General features: G+C 33.3%; 13 protein-coding genes. 4 read left to right on the top strand and 9 right to left on the bottom strand.

The window, feature by feature from the left end:
- The first annotated feature begins 59 nt into the window (after window positions 1–59).
- The 4 genes from RM519_RS02940 (at window position 60) to guaB (ending at window position 5,157) form a co-directional block, all read left to right on the top strand.
- Window positions 60–1,565, top strand: coding sequence for a bifunctional metallophosphatase/5'-nucleotidase (locus RM519_RS02940; protein ID WP_311592032.1), 1,506 nt, complete (start codon window positions 60–62; stop codon window positions 1,563–1,565).
- 130 nt (window positions 1,566–1,695) lie between these two features.
- Window positions 1,696–2,859 carry a porin gene (locus RM519_RS02935; protein ID WP_311592031.1) on the top strand — a complete coding sequence of 388 codons (1,164 nt, stop codon included), beginning with the start codon at window positions 1,696–1,698 and terminating at the stop codon, window positions 2,857–2,859.
- 123 nt (window positions 2,860–2,982) lie between these two features.
- Window positions 2,983–3,486 carry an FMN-binding protein gene (locus tag RM519_RS02930; RefSeq protein WP_311592030.1) on the top strand — a complete coding sequence of 168 codons (504 nt, stop codon included), beginning with the start codon at window positions 2,983–2,985 and terminating at the stop codon, window positions 3,484–3,486.
- A 198-nt stretch (window positions 3,487–3,684) separates the two neighbouring features.
- The gene (guaB, locus tag RM519_RS02925) at window positions 3,685–5,157 is read left to right on the top strand and encodes an IMP dehydrogenase (protein WP_311592028.1); all 1,473 of its coding nucleotides are present in this window, start codon (window positions 3,685–3,687) and stop codon (window positions 5,155–5,157) included.
- A 70-nt stretch (window positions 5,158–5,227) separates the two neighbouring features.
- On the opposite strand, the gene RM519_RS02920 is transcribed toward guaB, so the two are convergent.
- From RM519_RS02920 to RM519_RS02880, 9 genes are all read right to left on the bottom strand, one after another.
- Window positions 5,228–7,021, bottom strand: coding sequence for a DEAD/DEAH box helicase (locus RM519_RS02920; RefSeq protein WP_311592027.1), 1,794 nt, complete (start codon window positions 7,019–7,021; stop codon window positions 5,228–5,230).
- A 153-nt stretch (window positions 7,022–7,174) separates the two neighbouring features.
- Entirely contained in the window at window positions 7,175–9,001 is a 1,827-nt protein-coding gene (locus RM519_RS02915) for a cation:proton antiporter (RefSeq protein WP_311592026.1), read from the bottom strand.
- 107 nt (window positions 9,002–9,108) lie between these two features.
- Window positions 9,109–10,659 carry a M61 family metallopeptidase gene (locus tag RM519_RS02910; RefSeq protein WP_311592025.1) on the bottom strand — a complete coding sequence of 517 codons (1,551 nt, stop codon included), beginning with the start codon at window positions 10,657–10,659 and terminating at the stop codon, window positions 9,109–9,111.
- A gap of 65 nt (window positions 10,660–10,724) precedes the next feature.
- Window positions 10,725–11,234, bottom strand: coding sequence for a SixA phosphatase family protein (locus tag RM519_RS02905; RefSeq protein WP_311592024.1), 510 nt, complete (start codon window positions 11,232–11,234; stop codon window positions 10,725–10,727).
- Between the two features lie 78 nt (window positions 11,235–11,312).
- On the bottom strand, window positions 11,313–12,341 hold the full coding sequence (locus RM519_RS02900) for an endonuclease/exonuclease/phosphatase family protein (RefSeq protein WP_311592023.1): 1,029 nt from the start codon (window positions 12,339–12,341) through the stop codon (window positions 11,313–11,315).
- Complete coding sequence (locus RM519_RS02895) at window positions 12,342–13,166, bottom strand: rhomboid family intramembrane serine protease (protein ID WP_311592022.1); 825 nt, start codon at window positions 13,164–13,166, stop codon at window positions 12,342–12,344. It abuts the gene before it with no gap.
- A complete protein-coding gene (locus RM519_RS02890) occupies window positions 13,167–13,898 on the bottom strand; it encodes a rhomboid family intramembrane serine protease (RefSeq protein WP_311592554.1) in 732 nt (243 codons plus the stop codon).
- Entirely contained in the window at window positions 13,898–15,730 is a 1,833-nt protein-coding gene (mutL, locus tag RM519_RS02885) for a DNA mismatch repair endonuclease MutL (RefSeq protein WP_311592021.1), read from the bottom strand. Before mutL ends, RM519_RS02890 begins: the two co-directional genes overlap by 1 nt.
- Window positions 15,730–16,008 carry a hypothetical protein gene (locus tag RM519_RS02880; RefSeq protein ID WP_311592020.1) on the bottom strand — a complete coding sequence of 93 codons (279 nt, stop codon included), beginning with the start codon at window positions 16,006–16,008 and terminating at the stop codon, window positions 15,730–15,732. Before RM519_RS02880 ends, mutL begins: the two co-directional genes overlap by 1 nt.
- Between the last annotated feature and the right edge of the window lie 64 nt (window positions 16,009–16,072).

The following is a 16,072-nucleotide window of genomic DNA, read 5'->3' as shown; positions in this document are numbered from 1 at the left end:
CTTTTTTTATGAACTCAAGATTCAAAAACTTATTTTTGTTTGCCTTAAAAATTACTCAAATGAAAAAAAACATCGTTTTCTTAGTAGCACTACTGTTCATTGCTTGTTCTAAAAATACTGAGGACACCGTAGAATTCACCATACTTAGTATTAATGATGTGTATGAAATAGATGCCTTAGAAGGAGGGAAGTCTGGTGGTTTGGCCAGAGTAGAAACATTGCACAAACAATTATTATCAGAGAATCCAAATACTATTTTAGTGCATGGAGCAGATTTTTTAAATCCGTCATTATTAGGAACCATGAAAGATGAAAACGGTGAACGTTTTAGAGGTAAGCAAATGATTGATGTAATGAACGCCATGAATTTTGATTTGGTTGCCTTTGGAAACCATGAGTTTGATTTGGATTATAAAGACTTTCAAAAACGATTGAACGAATCTACTTTTCAATGGATAAGCACCAACAATCGTTTGGTTGGTGGAGATAATTTAGTTCCGTTGTTTGTAGAAAAAAATGGTAATAGAACAGATATTCCTAAAACGGTAACGTTTGAGTTTAAAAATGCATCTGGTAACAAAATAAACGTTGGTTTTATCAGCGCTACGATAGATTCTAATCCAACTGATTATATAGACTATGGCGATAAGTATGAAGATGCCATTAACGCGTACAAAGTTTTAGAACCGAAAACAGATGTTGTATTGGCTTTAACCCACTTGGCATTACATCAAGATAAATTATTGTCAAAGTCATTGCCTGAAATTCCTTTGATAATAGGAGGTCATGAACATACTAATATGTTGGTGCCGGTAGGAGATGCTTTAATCTCAAAAGCCGATGCCAACGCCAAAACGGCTTATGTGCATAGGATATCCGTAGACATTAAAACAGATGAAATTAAAATTGATTCTGAACTCGTATCAATTGATGAAACGATTGAAAGAGATAAAGAAGTAGAACACTTAGTACAACAATGGAATGTGCAATTAGATAAGAAACTGCGTGAAATATTATCCGATCCTTATGAGGTTATTTATACTGCTGAGACACCTTTGGATGGAAGAGATACTCCTATAAGAAGTACCCAAACCAATTTAGGTGTGTTAATAGCGGAATCTATGTCTGAAGCGTTTGACAATGATGTGGATTGTGCCATAATAAACGGAGGATCCATTAGAATTGATGACGAATTACATGGAGCCATAACAGGTGTAGATATTTTTAGGGTATTGCCTTTTGGAGGCGGAATTAACAAAGTAGACATGACTGGCGCCTTGTTAGAAAAAGTGTTGAATTATGGACGTTTAAAAGCGGGAACAGGAGCGTATTTACAGTTATTCAATGCAACATATAACAAAGAATCAAAGAAATGGGGTATTGCAGGGAAACCTATAGAGTCAAATAAAACGTATAAAGTAGCTTTAACAGATTATTTATTATTAGGATTTGACATACCATTTTTGAAAAACGACAACCCAGAACTGCTTAAAGTATACAATTTCTCCCAAGATCATCTTTCATCAGATATCAGAAAAGTGGTGATAAATTATCTAAAGAACTGATAGATATCATAGTATAATATCTTTCTTATTTTTATTTAAATTAATTCTAAATAATGTTTTGATATTTCATTTTAGAGTGTAAATTTGCCGCATCAAAATTTATTATTTTAAAACAGTCTAAATAACAATAATGAGAAAGATTACTCTAATTGCGGCCTTATTAACATCAGTTTTAATAACTGCTCAAACAACAAACAACAATCAAAAAACCGTAGATAGTACGTTTGCAAAAAACTCTGCACAGCGAATATTAGCGGGTAACATTAACAATGGTGTAACCGTAGGAGGTTATGGTGAGATCACCTATAATCAGCCTGAAGGTAAAAATGGTGAAATGGACGTTCAACGTTTGGTTTTACTTTTTGGATATAAATTCAATGACAAAGTACAGTTTATTACGGAGGTTGAATTCGAACACGTAAAAGAGGTATATGTAGAGCAAGCGTTTTTGCAGTATAGTTTAAATGACAATTTAAATGTACGTGGTGGATTAATGTTAGTGCCAATGGGTTCTATTAATGAATATCACGAACCAACAACATTTAATGGTGTGGAACGACCTAGTATAGCAAAATCTATTGTACCGACTACTTGGAGAGAAATTGGAGCGGGTATTGCTGGTAGAGCAAATGATATTTCTTTGAGATACCAAGCCTATATTTTTAATGGTTTCAATTCTGTAAATGGAGATAAATATTTAGGGGGAAGCAACGGATTAAGAAATGGGCGTCAAAAAGGAGCGGAGTCTAACTTTAACACACCAAACTTATCAGCTAAAGTAGATTATTACGGAATTCAAGGATTGCGTTTAGGACTTGCAGGGTATTTTGGTAGAACACAACCCTTGGAAGAAGATGAAGATTTAGCAGGAGCTGATGTTGGAGTTTCTATGTTTGGTTTGGATGCGAAATACAAATTAGGAAGATTTGGAGCAAGAGGTGAAGTAATTCATACCACTATAAACGATAGTGAAGATTATAACAGCTTATACGGTTCTGACTTAGGAAAAACGATGTATGGTTGGAATGTTGAGGCATCGTACAACTTGTTACCGCTAATTAAAAAACAAGAATTGATAGCCTTCGCTAGATATGATAGTTATGATACAAATGCTACTGTTGAGGATAACATTACAAGAAACCTGTCTTATGATAGAAGCGAATGGACAGTTGGTTTAAGCTATTTAGTTGCAAGAGGTGCTGTTGTAAAAGCAGATTATCAATTTAAAGAGAATGCCGTAGAAAATGGGGAAGTTGCTAACCAATTTAACATGGGTATAGGAGTTACGTTCTAAGCCTCTAAATTTGAATTAATTTCACAAATAGTTGGATCTGTAACGGGTTCAACTATTTGTTAGTTCTAAATTATATATTTTTGTTTGATGAAATTTAAACTCCTTTTTTCTCTATTTTTTTTAATGCAAACTTTAAATTCTGTTAGTAGTGGTTTGCCTAAAAATATTCATAAAAAAGTAACCAAAGAAATAGCTTCATTTTATGATGTTAAAGATTTTGAATTGAAATCTATTTCAGTTTCTGACGAGTTAAATTCATTATTAATACACCCAATAAAAGAGAAAAACTTATTTCAAATTATTATAAGTGGTGAGTTGGTAGGGTATGCCTATGTTGCGAAGGCGCCAAGTAAAACAGATGAATTTGATTATTTGGTTTTGTTCGATAAAGATTTAATCATTACACGGTCCAAATTATTGATCTACAGAGAGGATTATGGAGCGGAAATAGGAAGTAAACGCTGGCTTAAACAATTTATTGGTTTAAAAGAAGGAGAAAACATAGAATACGGAAATCAAATTGTTCCGATATCTGGTGCTACCATTTCTGCCGAGTCAATTACAATTGCTATTAATCAATTACTACAATCAATTGCTATTCTTAACGAAAACGGTCTGTTTAACTAATGTAATTTCTCGGAATTTAACATAGTTTCAGGTTTCAGTTAATGTTTCGACTTTAGTCAAATTAATTGTTATTTAAGGAGTCTATTAATGTAACAAGTAAGCATATAAAAACCCTACTTTACTTTTTAATGATTTAGTAATTAATATTCAATTAAAAGACGTAAATTTGCATGCAATTAATTTCTATTTAGTTGCATCATGATTTCAAACTCATCAAAATTTGTAGGAGAAGGTTTAACCTACGACGACGTCTTATTAATTCCAGCATTTTCAGAAGTATTACCGCGCGAAGTTAGTTTACAAACTAAGTTTACAAGGAATATTACATTAAACAATCCAATAGTTTCGGCTGCAATGGATACAGTTACAGAATCGGCTATGGCTATTGCTATGGCGCGAGAAGGTGGAATAGGGGTTTTGCATAAAAACTTAACGATAGCGCAACAAGCTGCCGAAGTGAAAAAAGTAAAACGTTCAGAAGCAGGAATGATTATTGAGCCTGTAACAGTTTTTAAGGAAGCTAAGGTTTCTGATGCAAAATCATTAATGAAAGAGTATGGCATTGGAGGTATTCCAGTTGTAGACGATAATGGGATATTAATAGGTATTGTAACAAATAGAGATTTACGTTTCGAAAAGAATAATAACAGAAACATTTCTGAAATAATGACTTCAGAGAATTTGGTAACTGTTGCGAAAGGAACATCTTTAAAGCAGGCCGAGATTATTCTACAAGACAATAAAATAGAAAAACTACCAGTAGTAGATGAGAACAATAAATTAGTTGGTCTTATTACATTTAGAGATATCATTAAAGTAAAAGAGAATCCAAACGCAAACAAAGACAACTATGGTCGTTTACGTGTAGCTGCTGCAATCGGAGTAACTGGTGATGCATTAGATAGAGCAGAGGCACTTATAAACGCTGGAGTAGATGCTTTAATTATTGATACTGCCCACGGACACACCAAAGGTGTGGTAGATGTATTAAAAGAGGTAAAGTCTAAGTTTGATAATGTTGAGGTTGTAGTAGGTAATATTGCAACTGCAGAAGCAGCAAAATATTTGGTTGAAGCGGGTGCCGATGCTGTAAAGGTTGGAATAGGACCAGGGTCTATTTGTACGACTAGGGTAGTGGCAGGAGTAGGATTCCCACAATTATCTGCAGTTTTACAAGTGGCAGAAGCTATTAAAGGAACTGGAGTGCCAGTTATTGCAGATGGAGGAATTCGTTATACAGGAGATATTCCTAAAGCGATTGCTGCCGGAGCGGATTCTGTAATGTTAGGATCACTTTTAGCAGGAACAAAAGAATCCCCAGGAGAAACTATAATTTTTGAAGGTAGAAAGTTTAAGTCATATAGAGGAATGGGATCTGTAGAAGCAATGAAAAAAGGTTCTAAAGATCGTTATTTCCAAGATGTAGAAGATGATATTAAAAAATTGGTTCCAGAAGGAATTGTTGGTCGTGTACCTTACAAAGGTGAACTAGAAGAAACGATGCATCAATTTATTGGAGGTTTAAGAGCAGGAATGGGTTATTGTGGAGCAAAGAATATTGAGGCACAAAAAGAAGCACAATTTGTAAAAATTACTTCATCTGGTATAGCGGAAAGTCACCCACATGATGTTACAATTACAAAAGAATCTCCTAATTATTCTAGAAGATAAATTAAGGTTAAACATAAAAAAAGAGGCTACCAAATTGGTAGCCTCTTTTTTTTATGCATTCGATTTAATATTAATCGTGTCTCTTTTTTCTGCTTCGGTCGCTACGATCACGCCCAAATCCACTTTTGTTAAATTTCTTCGGAGCATCGCCATTAGATGGTCTAGATCTTCTAGAACCACCGCTAGAACCTCTATGGTTTTTTCCGCCACCACTTCTACGTCTTCCACCACCTCGGTTTCCAGCACGTTTCTTCTCAGTAACTTCTACATTTACACCACGACCTTCAAAAGAAACATCGTTATTTGTAAAAGCACCTACAGTTTCATCGGTAAAGTTTTTATCTAATTCAAAGAATGAGAATGTGTCTAATATTTCAATTTGACCGATTTCAATATTTTTAGAGATTTGTTGATCATTGATTAATCCAATTAATCTAGCCGGATTCAATTTGTCTTTACGACCAATATTGATAAAGAAACGCGTCATGTTCTCGTCGTCTCTTCTTTTACCGCGACTGTCTTTTTCTCTAGATCTAGAAAGGTCATTTAAGTCATTCGCATTTTCGTAATAACTCAAGAAACTATTAAACTCAATAGAAACAAATCTTTTGATCAATTCATCTCTGTCTAAATCTTTCAATTTTTCTTGAATCGTTGGTAAATATTCACCAATCTGACTTTCGTTAACTTCAAAGTCGTTTACCTTATCAACTAGTCTTAATAGTTGTTTCTTGCAAATGTCTTTTCCGTCTGGAACTTGCATTTGAACAAATTTCTTTCCAATTATTCTTTCGATTGGAGATAATTTTCTTCTTTCTCCAGGAGAAACAATGGCAATAGAAATCCCTTTACTACCTGCTCTACCTGTTCTACCACTTCTGTGGGTGTATGATTCTATTTGGTCTGGTAGTTTATAGTTGATAACATGTGTTAAACTATCTACATCTAATCCACGGGCAGCAACATCAGTTGCAACCAATATTTGTAATGTTTTCTTACGAAATTTTTGCATTACGATATCACGCTGTGCTTGCGATAATTCACCGTGTAATGAATCTGCGCTATAACCGTCTTGAATTAATTTGTCTGCAACTTCTTGTGTTTCTCTACGTGTTCTACAGAAAATAATTCCATAAATATCAGGATTGATATCTGCAATACGCTTCAACGCAGGGTATCTGTTTCTATCTGTAACTACGTAATATTCATGCGTTACATTATCCGATCCAGAATTACGCTTTCCTGCATCGATTTGAGCAGGGTTGTTCATATAGTTTCTTGCGATTCTATCTACTTCTTTAGGGAAAGTAGCAGAGAATAATAAGGTCTGTTTTGTTTCTGGAGTTACTTCTAATACTTGGTCCAATTCATCTTTGAATCCCATATTAAGCATTTCATCGGCCTCATCTAAAACCAACCACTCTACATTGTTTAACTGTAGTTTTCTTCTTTTTATAAGGTCAACTGTTCTACCAGGTGTACCAACTACAATTTGAACTCCTTTGTTTAATTTACGAATTTGACCGTTTATATCAGATCCGCCGTATACCGCAGCAACTTTAAACCCTTTTAAATGAGTTGAAAATTCTTCAATATTTCTAGCAATCTGAATTGCTAATTCTCTTGTTGGAGATAAAATTATCGCTTGAACGCTTTGGTTATCAAGATCTATTTTTTCTAGAATTGGCAAACTGAAAGCAGCAGTTTTACCTGTCCCAGTCTGTGCAAATGCTTTTAAATCTTGATCTGATGCAATTACTTGTGGAATTGCTTTTTCTTGAATTTCAGTAGGTTTTTCGTAACCTAAATCAGTAAGGGCACTAATAATCTCTGATTTAAGCCCTAAATCTTTAAATGTTGTCATGTTCTGTGTTTAACGATTCACAGACACACCCGCATCTATAAATCTGATTTTCAGGGCGCGAAATTACGCTTTAATATCTACAATAAACTTGTAAAGTAGATTTAATTTGAAAGTAGAGGTGATTATTGTGATACAATTAACAAATACTCCTTATTAAGAATTAATTTTTTTTCCGAGAATCACAAGTTTATATTTCTTGCCGATACTTTCAATTGTAGTATTATATGAAGATATAATTTCAAGTTCTCCATTACCATCTTTAATGAATAATGGAATACTATTTGGCTCTTTCTCTGTAGCAGCAATCAGTTTTTGAAAGTGCTCAAGATTATTGAGAGGAACCTCATATATATCCGGATAATTTCTTGAAACTTCGGTGAGGGAATTAAAATCATCCGTATGTGAGAAAAGGCCTATTTCAGGGTTGTTATCTTTATTGTTTTTTTCTTCTTCTGAAACCAATCTAAAGGTTCCATTTTCTCCAAACTGTTCACTAAATTTTGTAATAACGTAGTTATTAATATCTGCATTTCCTGTTAAAGCCATTAAATACCCGACATCGCTCAATTCAATATTGTCGATTAAAGTATCAGAATAAATATCTGTATTGATGGCTTCAAGTCCTAATTCTTTAGATTTTCTAACGTTGTTTTGGTTGTTGTCAATTAGAACAACGTTTCTATTATTTTTTAGTAAGTAACTCCCGATCAATCTAGAAAATTCTGCAGCACCAACAATTAAAATTCCATCAGATTTGGTAAGAAAAACCCCAGCTACTTTAGCGAACAACCTAGCCGTTGTCGCATTAAGTAAAACGGTTCCTAATACTATTGTAAATACAAGGGGTGTAATATATTCTGCACCTTCAAAACCACGATGTGCTAACTCCAATCCAAATAAAGAAGCAATACCAGCAGCTACAATACCACGAGGACCAACCCAACTTATAAATAATTTTTCGTTAATTTTTAATTTGGAATTATGAGTAGATAAGAAAACTCCTAGTGGACGAATTACAAAAATAATAATAGCGAATAGGATAGCAGTATTCCAATTGAATATGAGCAGTAAATCTTCATAATTGATATTGGCTGATAGCAGAATAAATAATATTGAAATTAAAAGGATACTCAGAGATTCTTTAAAATAGAGAAGGTCTTTTAAATAAGGCGAATTTGAATTTCCTAAAACCATACCCATAACAACAACTGCAAGTAAACCAGATTCATGTGCAAAGCTATCCGATAAGACAAATACCCCTAATACACTCGCTAATGCGAAGATGTTCAATAAGTAATGTGGAATTAACCTTCTGTTCATGGCAAAATTTAAGGCATGTGCGAAAGTAAATCCAAAAGTAGAGCCAAACAAGACCACTTTTCCAAATTCAATAAATGCTGTTTTTGTAAACTCACCACCACCTTCAACACTTATAAATTCATATACTAAAACGGCAACTAATGCTCCAATAGGATCGATGAGAATCCCCTCCCATTTTAATATTGTAGAAACATCTTTTTTAAGTGGAATATTTCTAAGGATAGGAGTAATTACCGTAGGACCCGTTACTATAATCAAAGCAGAGAAAAGAAAAGACATTTCCCAAGAGAGTTGCATTAAATGGTGTGCCGCAATCCCTGCACAAAAAAAGGTTACAAGAGACCCTAGAGTGATTAATTTAGAAATGGAAGGAGCAACATTTTTAATTTCACTCATTCTTAATGTAAGACCACCTTCAAACAGTATTATACTTATCGCTAATGAAACAAAATAGAACAAGCCACTACCAGGAAATAAGCCTTCTTCTCCATTCCAAATAGGCTCTATCCACTTTGTACCATCGGAAGAAAGAAATTCTGCGGCAAATGGACCAACAAACAATCCAATTAAAATTAGTGGTAAAATGGCAGGGATTTTAAATTTCCATGCTACCCATTGTGCCAATATTCCTAAAATAATTATTCCAGCGAGTTCTAACATTTCATAAATTTTACGTGAAAATACTATTATTTTTTAAAATAGAAATTAAAACAAGAATCCCGTAGAATTTCAAATTCTACGGGATTTATATTTAGGATGATTTGAGATTAATCTAATTGCTTAGCCCATGCACTTCTCAAAGCCAATTGTTTTTCTGAAGCATTTTCGTCTAAAATAAAGGTCATGTCTTCAGCATTGAAAGAGATTCCAACTTTTTGATAATACTCTTTATAAGGCAATGCATTTTTTTCTTTTACATAAGAGTTTAAGAAATCTCCGATCTCTGGATATGTGAAATCTGTAAAATATTGAAAGAACGTAGCATCGTCAAAGGCTTTATTAGGTCCGTAAATTTTTGCTAGTTGATTAATCACATCGCTCAATCCTTTTTCTCCATTAGAAAGTTCTAAAAGTCTAATATCTAACAGTCCAGCAACTAAAGCACCTCCCATATAAATATCACCATATTTTTCATGTCCTTCTTTGGTAAAACTTTTCAATGATAAATCTAGCAGACTAAATTCTGACTTGTAATATTGCTCAGAGATATATACTTTCCTTCGTAACATTTTAAGATAATCATCCATAGATTTTTGCCCTGCTTTAAACTGCATCATATGTGCAGCCCATTCTGTGGTTCCTTCATATAACCAAAGATGTCTTGAAGGTACTGGTTGAATAAAATTAAATTCCTGGATAATTTCACTATGAATGTTTAACGGAGTTACAATATGAAAAAACTCATGTGAAGCCATATCTTTCATGTTTTGCTCAATCTCATTCCAGGGCTTTTCTTGATTGGTGTATTCTGAACTATAAGAATGCTCCCAGGCACCGTTAATTGGTTTTCCATTAGTTTCAAAATGGAATAAAAATGTGTAACGATCTACTGGTAATCCGCCTAAAAACTTATCAGCAGAAATGATCATATCTTTCATTGATTCTAGAACCATCTCAGATGTTATCATTCCTTTTTCTGAATAAGTTAAAATGTCAACTTTTGTACCAGAAACTTCCATTGAAGCTGTTGTTAATTCCCCTAAAAGTATTGGAGAATCCACCGCATGATCAAAAGTATTCGCTGAATAAGAATTATCACTATTTAAAGATAAAGCAGTTCCTGCTAACCAGTTTTCAGGATAATCAATTTTTATATTCATTGGTGTTGCTTGTTTCCCTTTAAAATAACCTAAAACAGCATGTGCATTTATAAGCGCATGGTTTTCTTCTATTGAAGTTCCGCACATTGGGTAAATTGGTAATTCTTTTACTTCAGTATCAAATGTCTCAGAAATTTCATAGTTAATTAAGGCTACTTTCTCTGGTTGTGCAAATTCATATTGATTTACAGATACTTTATTCGTTTCAATAGGATTTCCTTTGTCGTCAAAGGCTTCGAATGTTTTTACGAATCGCCCAATATTCATAACAGTGTATGTACCGGGTGCCGTTGAAGCAAATTGATAAATGTTGTTTTCTGAAGTTAGTTCCGGTGCTGTAACCTTAACTTTAAAAGTATCATTAGATCGATCATTAAGATTGATATGAAATTTTACCGGTTCAATTTTGTTGTTTGAAGCAGTAGTAGATTTTTGACCACCACAAGATATTAATAGGGTGGAAGCAACCACAAAGATTGCAATTTTTAATAGTTTCATCTGTTGTATTATTTATTGTTGTTAGATGTTCATTGAGAAGTTTTGTTACAAGAATTGAATAAAAATTAATCGATTTTTAACACCATACTTGTAGCAACGCCGTTTGTAACTGTAACGATATATAAGTTGTTATAGATAGATTCGTCCAAATTTTCATAGGCTTCCTTTCCTAGCAGTCCATTCGAAAAGTAAGGAGTTGTGTTACTATGACCTACAATTAAAACGGTTTGACCCTTCGTTTTTTCTTGGAACCCTTGGTAATCTATATTTCTTGGGTTGTATAATTGTAAATCTAAATTGTTGGCTTCCGCAAGAGGTTTTGCGGTGTCTCTTGTTCTTTTGTAATCTGTAGAATAAACAGCATCAAATTTCACTTCTTGTAATACTTTAACCAAATTCTTGGCTCTGGCATGTCCAATTTCTGTTAAAGCAGGGTCTCTATTTGTTTTGTCGCTAAGATCTTTTTCAGCATGTCGAACTAAGTAGTAGGTAGTTGTTTCGTCGGTTGAGTTTTCTTGTGCATTAATTGCGTTTAATGAAAAGACGACAATTAGCGTGAGTAGTAGTTTTTGCATAGTTAATAATTAAGTGAACCCAAAGATATAGATTCAAAGATGATTTCAACAAAATCACAATCATAAAAAAAAGTGAATTTATTGCAATTGTAAACGGGTCATTATTGGGTAGTGATCTGAATAATCGACAAAATAGTTTTTAAAATTGTTTACTGTAAAAGCTTCATTAGGTAAAATAAAATCAATTCGCGCTGGAAGAAAATAGTCGTATGATTTTCCGAATCCGTCACCCGCCTCAACAAACGCATCGTTTTTGTCTCCTTTTAGCTGATTGTAGACCCATGAAAAAGCGGTATTGTTAAAATCACCACAGATTATAGTTTTGTAGGGAGAGTTTTTCTCGTTTTCAAGAAGTAAATTGACTTGATCTACTTGTTTTCCAAACTTTGTTTGTAATCTTTTTCTCAATTTTTCAGAGTCTTCTTCACCCAAATTTTCTTGATCTAATTGAATCTTTAAAGATTCTAAATGCACATTGTAAACTCTGAAAGTGTCTTTTTCCTTAACAATATCTGCGTAAATAGCATTATTAGTATTGCTTTTAAAATTTATAGAGCCACTGTTAATTATCTTAAATTTTGAATAAATGGCTTGACCAAAACGTATGCGTTTATTGTCTGCGTTTTTAGAATTTACAAATCGATATTTATATTTAAAAGAACCAGAATAATCATTTACAAACTCTTGAAAGCAAACAATATCAGGAGATTTTTCATGAACAAATTCTACGATGTTTTTTCGAATAGAATCGCTACTTTCAGGTTTCCAATTATATAAGTTAAATAAACGTACGTTGTAGCTCATAACCTTTAAATCATCATTCAGAATCACTTGTTTTTCAGAGATTCTGAAAAAAGAAGTAACCGTCGTAAATCCTATAAGTAATACAATTAATGATATTAAGAATTGCTTTCTAAGTTTTATAAGCCAATACAAGACAAAAGCAAGATTTGCCAAAATTAGAACGGGAACTAATAAACTAAGTAATGAAAGTAAAGGGAAAGTTTGTGGCGAAATGTAAGGTAATAAATAGGAGCAGAGCAAAAGAAATGCAATAATGCTATTTACAAAATAGATAAACCTATTGAGCCACGATAGTTTCTTCATTTACTTTTTACCAACCTTAAATAAGAATTCCTTTTCTTCTTTGGTTAAACTCTCATAACCCGATTTGCTTATTTTGTCTAAAATGCCATCTATTTTCTTTTGTTTGGTATTTTCTTCCTTATAAGAAGGTTTCCGTTTTATATTGTTCTTTTTATGAACGGTTCTAAGCGGTTTTTTATTTTTCGGTTTGAATAAATTTGCAATAGAATTGATAATCATTTCTAAAAAACGACCGATATCATTACCTTTTTCTAGTTGCTTTGTATATAAAAAACCGATAAGTGCACCACCCAAATGAGCCATATTTCCTCCAGGATTAGTCCCGTCCAAGCCAACAATACTAACAGCAACATAAATTGCAGTAATTACCCATAATTTAACACCACCAATAAGATTTAGGCGTATTTCATAGTTTGGAATTTTAGTAGTTAGGCCAACTAATACAGCCATAATTCCTGCAGAGGATCCAATTAGAAAACCAGAAGGAGCCATTACTAAAAATGCGATTCCACCTCCTAAAATTCCAAATAAAAAGTAATTGATGAACTGTTTTGTAGTAAAGAAATTCAAAAATAAATTTCCAACATAGTATAAGAATAATAGGTTGAAGAGGACATGAATAAAACTTCCATGAAAAAAACCATATGTTAAGATAGTCCAAGGTTGTGTTAAGAATACTTCAAGAGATGGTTTTAATGTAAACCAATTAATAATAAAGTTCCTCGCAATCAAAAATGGAATAAACGTAGCAACTTGAATGTAGATTAACTTCTCTACAGTATTTGCTTGGTTATAGGCTCTTTTTATGTCGTTAACAATACTCATTTAGTTCCAACGTGTAAATTGATTTTTCTTCCAATACCAAGCGATTATAAAACCAATTATGGCGCCGCCGATATGAGCAAAATGAGCGACATTACCAACAGAATATTTAGTCAATCCAAAGAACAAATCACCAAATATAATTACGGGTATAAAATATTTCGCCGGAATTGGAATAGGGAAAAAGATCAATGCTAATTTCGCATTTGGGAAAGCCATAGCAAATGCCACTAAAACGCCATAGACAGCACCAGAAGCACCTACCGCTGGTGTATGGTACGTGCCGTAAAAAGAAGAAAGATTTGCTTGAGAAACATGCTCTAAAATTTGCGTGTTATAAGACCCTGAAATCAACATTGCTTGTATTTCTTCACTAGACATCCCAATATTTACTAACTGCTCATAGACTCCGTTAAATTGATAATAATTAACTAAAGTATAGATAAGTCCAGCGCCAAGGCCAGCAGAGAAATAAAAGAATAAAAACTTATTACGACCCCACATTTGTTCAAGCGGCGTACCAAATGCCCATAAGCCATACATGTTAAACACAAGATGCATCGTGCCTCCATGTACAAACATATGTGTCAGGAATTGCCAAAATCCAAAATTTTCATTTTCTGGAAAATATAAAGCTAGAGCATCTCCAAAGTTTACTTTTACTACAAATATGAGCACGTAAACAATGATATTGGCAATAATTAGATGTTTAACCGCATCGGTTATTCGATTCATCATAGGTCAAATTTTTTATCTATTTCATTTAATTCCATCGAGATAAAGGTTGGTCTGCCAAATGGAGAATGATTAGGTTCTTTACATGAGAATAAATCTTCTACTAGAGATTCCTGTTCCTCAACATTTAATGTTTTTCCATTTTTAATGGCCAAACTCTTAGCCATGCTTTTTGCCATTATATCTATTTGGCTAAAACTGGTTTCTGGAATTTCATTTTTTATATCTTCTAACAATTGTTCTAAAACGGAAATAACTTGACTTTCGTTTATCGCAACTGGAATTCCGGACACAACTATTTTTTCATCTTCAATTTTGTCGAATAAAAACCCTGTACTTTCAATGTCAGATCTTAGTTCTTTAATCAATAGTATATCATCTTTGGATAAATTAATATCTAACGGAAAGAGCAGTTGTTGGCTCATAGCGTCATTCACCGTAATATGTGTTAAGTATTCTTCATACAAAATACGTTGATGTGCTAGGTTTTGGTTGATGAAAACTATTCCAGATTTAATTGAACTTACAATATATTTTCGATGAATTTGATGCGTTTTTGATATGCTTTCTTTTGCATCGAACAATTCTGTTTCAATTAATTCAGATTGTACTTCTATATTTTTAATATCAATTTCGGGAGTTTTTATATCTACATATAAACTTTCCCAATCCTGTTTTTGTTCTCTTTTATAAGGGAAACTGATTGATTTTTGTTCGTCTGATTTAAACGGATTGAAATCCCTATCAATCGTTATTTGAGGTGCTTTTGAAACTTTTTTATCTTTAAAATTGTACGGAGTATCTAAACCAGCATCTCTATTAAAATCTAATACTGGAGACACGTTATACTGACCCAAACTATGCTTTACAGTTGCCCTGATAATAGCATATAATACCTTTTCATTATCAAATTTAACCTCCGTTTTTGTAGGGTGTATGTTTATATCAATAGTATTAGGTGGTACCGTTAGATATAAGAAATATGAAGGATAATTACCAGGTAATATCAAATCTTCAAACGCACTATTAACCGCGTGATTTAAATAAGAATTCTTAATAAATCGGTCATTTACAAAAAAGAACTGCTCGCCACGTTTCTTTTTTACAAACTCTGGTTTTGTAACAAATCCAGTTAATTGAACTACGTCTGTATCTTCATTTACAGGAACCAGTCGCTCGTTTGTCTTTTTACCTAAAATAGCAACAATTCGCTGACGTAGGTTAGAAGCATTTAATCGATACACTTCATTATCGTTATGATACAATGAAAATGAAATAGTTGGGTGTACCAGAGCAACACGCTGAAATTCATCTATAATATGTCTGGTTTCAACCTGATTTGATTTTAAGAAATTACGTCTTGCCGGAATATTATAAAACAAGTTTTTAACCGATAAAGAAGTTCCAGTAGGAGTAGAGACCACCTCTTGCAATGTAATTTCGCTCCCTTCAATTTTTATGTGAGTTCCTAATTCTTGTAGATCTAGTTTCGTTTTTAATTCTATATGAGCAATGGCCGCAATTGAAGCGAGCGCTTCACCACGAAATCCTTTTGTTTGTAAATTGAATAAGTCTTCGGCTGTTCTGATTTTTGACGTGGCATGTCTTTCGAACGATAACCTTGCATCGGTTTCGCTCATTCCTTTGCCATTGTCAATTACCTGAATCAAAGCCTTTCCAGCATCCTTTAAAAGTAATTTTATATTGGTGGCTCCGGCATCGATAGAATTCTCTAGTAATTCTTTTACTACAGAAGCAGGACGTTGCACAACCTCTCCCGCAGCAATTTGATTTGCTACATGGTCAGGTAAAAGTTGAATAATATCTGACATTAAAACAGTTTGTGGAGTTCAAATAGATAAGCCACAATTCCTACTAAAATGGTAATGATTAAAGCAAGTCTTCTAGTTGTACCCTTATCTGCCGCAGCTTTTGTATTTCTAACCCAATCGTTTTTTAGATTGTTTTTGGTTAATTTTATTTGACCAATTGATTCGTTCTCTTCTTGTTCGTTTTGTAAATTAGCAATACGCTCCTTACGCTCGCTATAATACCTAGGCTTATAGTCGAAAACATAATATTTGCGTGGTTTAAATGCTTTACCGAACATGTTTTAAATGAATTTAATTAGGTTGTTTCAAAACTACATAAATAATCAATGGTGGTCAAGTTTT

The sequence above is a fragment of the Urechidicola vernalis genome, assembly GCF_031846385.1.
Lineage (GTDB): Bacteria > Bacteroidota > Bacteroidia > Flavobacteriales > Flavobacteriaceae > Urechidicola > Urechidicola vernalis.
This window is presented reverse-complemented; position numbering and strand designations above follow the sequence as displayed.

Excerpts from the sequence above, each read along its gene's own strand:
- mutL (WP_311592021.1), bottom strand. The coding sequence starts at position 15,730 with ATGTCAGATATTATTCAACTTTTACCTGACCATGTAGCAAATCAAATT.
- RM519_RS02915 (WP_311592026.1), bottom strand. The coding sequence starts at position 9,001 with ATGTTAGAACTCGCTGGAATAATTATTTTAGGAATATTGGCACAATGG.
- RM519_RS02920 (WP_311592027.1), bottom strand. The coding sequence starts at position 7,021 with ATGACAACATTTAAAGATTTAGGGCTTAAATCAGAGATTATTAGTGCC.
- RM519_RS02895 (WP_311592022.1), bottom strand. The coding sequence starts at position 13,166 with ATGAGTATTGTTAACGACATAAAAAGAGCCTATAACCAAGCAAATACT.
- guaB (WP_311592028.1), top strand. The coding sequence starts at position 3,685 with ATGATTTCAAACTCATCAAAATTTGTAGGAGAAGGTTTAACCTACGAC.
- RM519_RS02905 (WP_311592024.1), bottom strand. The coding sequence starts at position 11,234 with ATGCAAAAACTACTACTCACGCTAATTGTCGTCTTTTCATTAAACGCA.
- RM519_RS02890 (WP_311592554.1), bottom strand. The coding sequence starts at position 13,898 with ATGAATCGAATAACCGATGCGGTTAAACATCTAATTATTGCCAATATC.
- RM519_RS02930 (WP_311592030.1), top strand. The coding sequence starts at position 2,983 with ATGCAAACTTTAAATTCTGTTAGTAGTGGTTTGCCTAAAAATATTCAT.
- RM519_RS02880 (WP_311592020.1), bottom strand. The coding sequence starts at position 16,008 with ATGTTCGGTAAAGCATTTAAACCACGCAAATATTATGTTTTCGACTAT.
- RM519_RS02910 (WP_311592025.1), bottom strand. The coding sequence starts at position 10,659 with ATGAAACTATTAAAAATTGCAATCTTTGTGGTTGCTTCCACCCTATTA.
- RM519_RS02900 (WP_311592023.1), bottom strand. The coding sequence starts at position 12,341 with ATGAAGAAACTATCGTGGCTCAATAGGTTTATCTATTTTGTAAATAGC.
- RM519_RS02940 (WP_311592032.1), top strand. The coding sequence starts at position 60 with ATGAAAAAAAACATCGTTTTCTTAGTAGCACTACTGTTCATTGCTTGT.
- RM519_RS02935 (WP_311592031.1), top strand. The coding sequence starts at position 1,696 with ATGAGAAAGATTACTCTAATTGCGGCCTTATTAACATCAGTTTTAATA.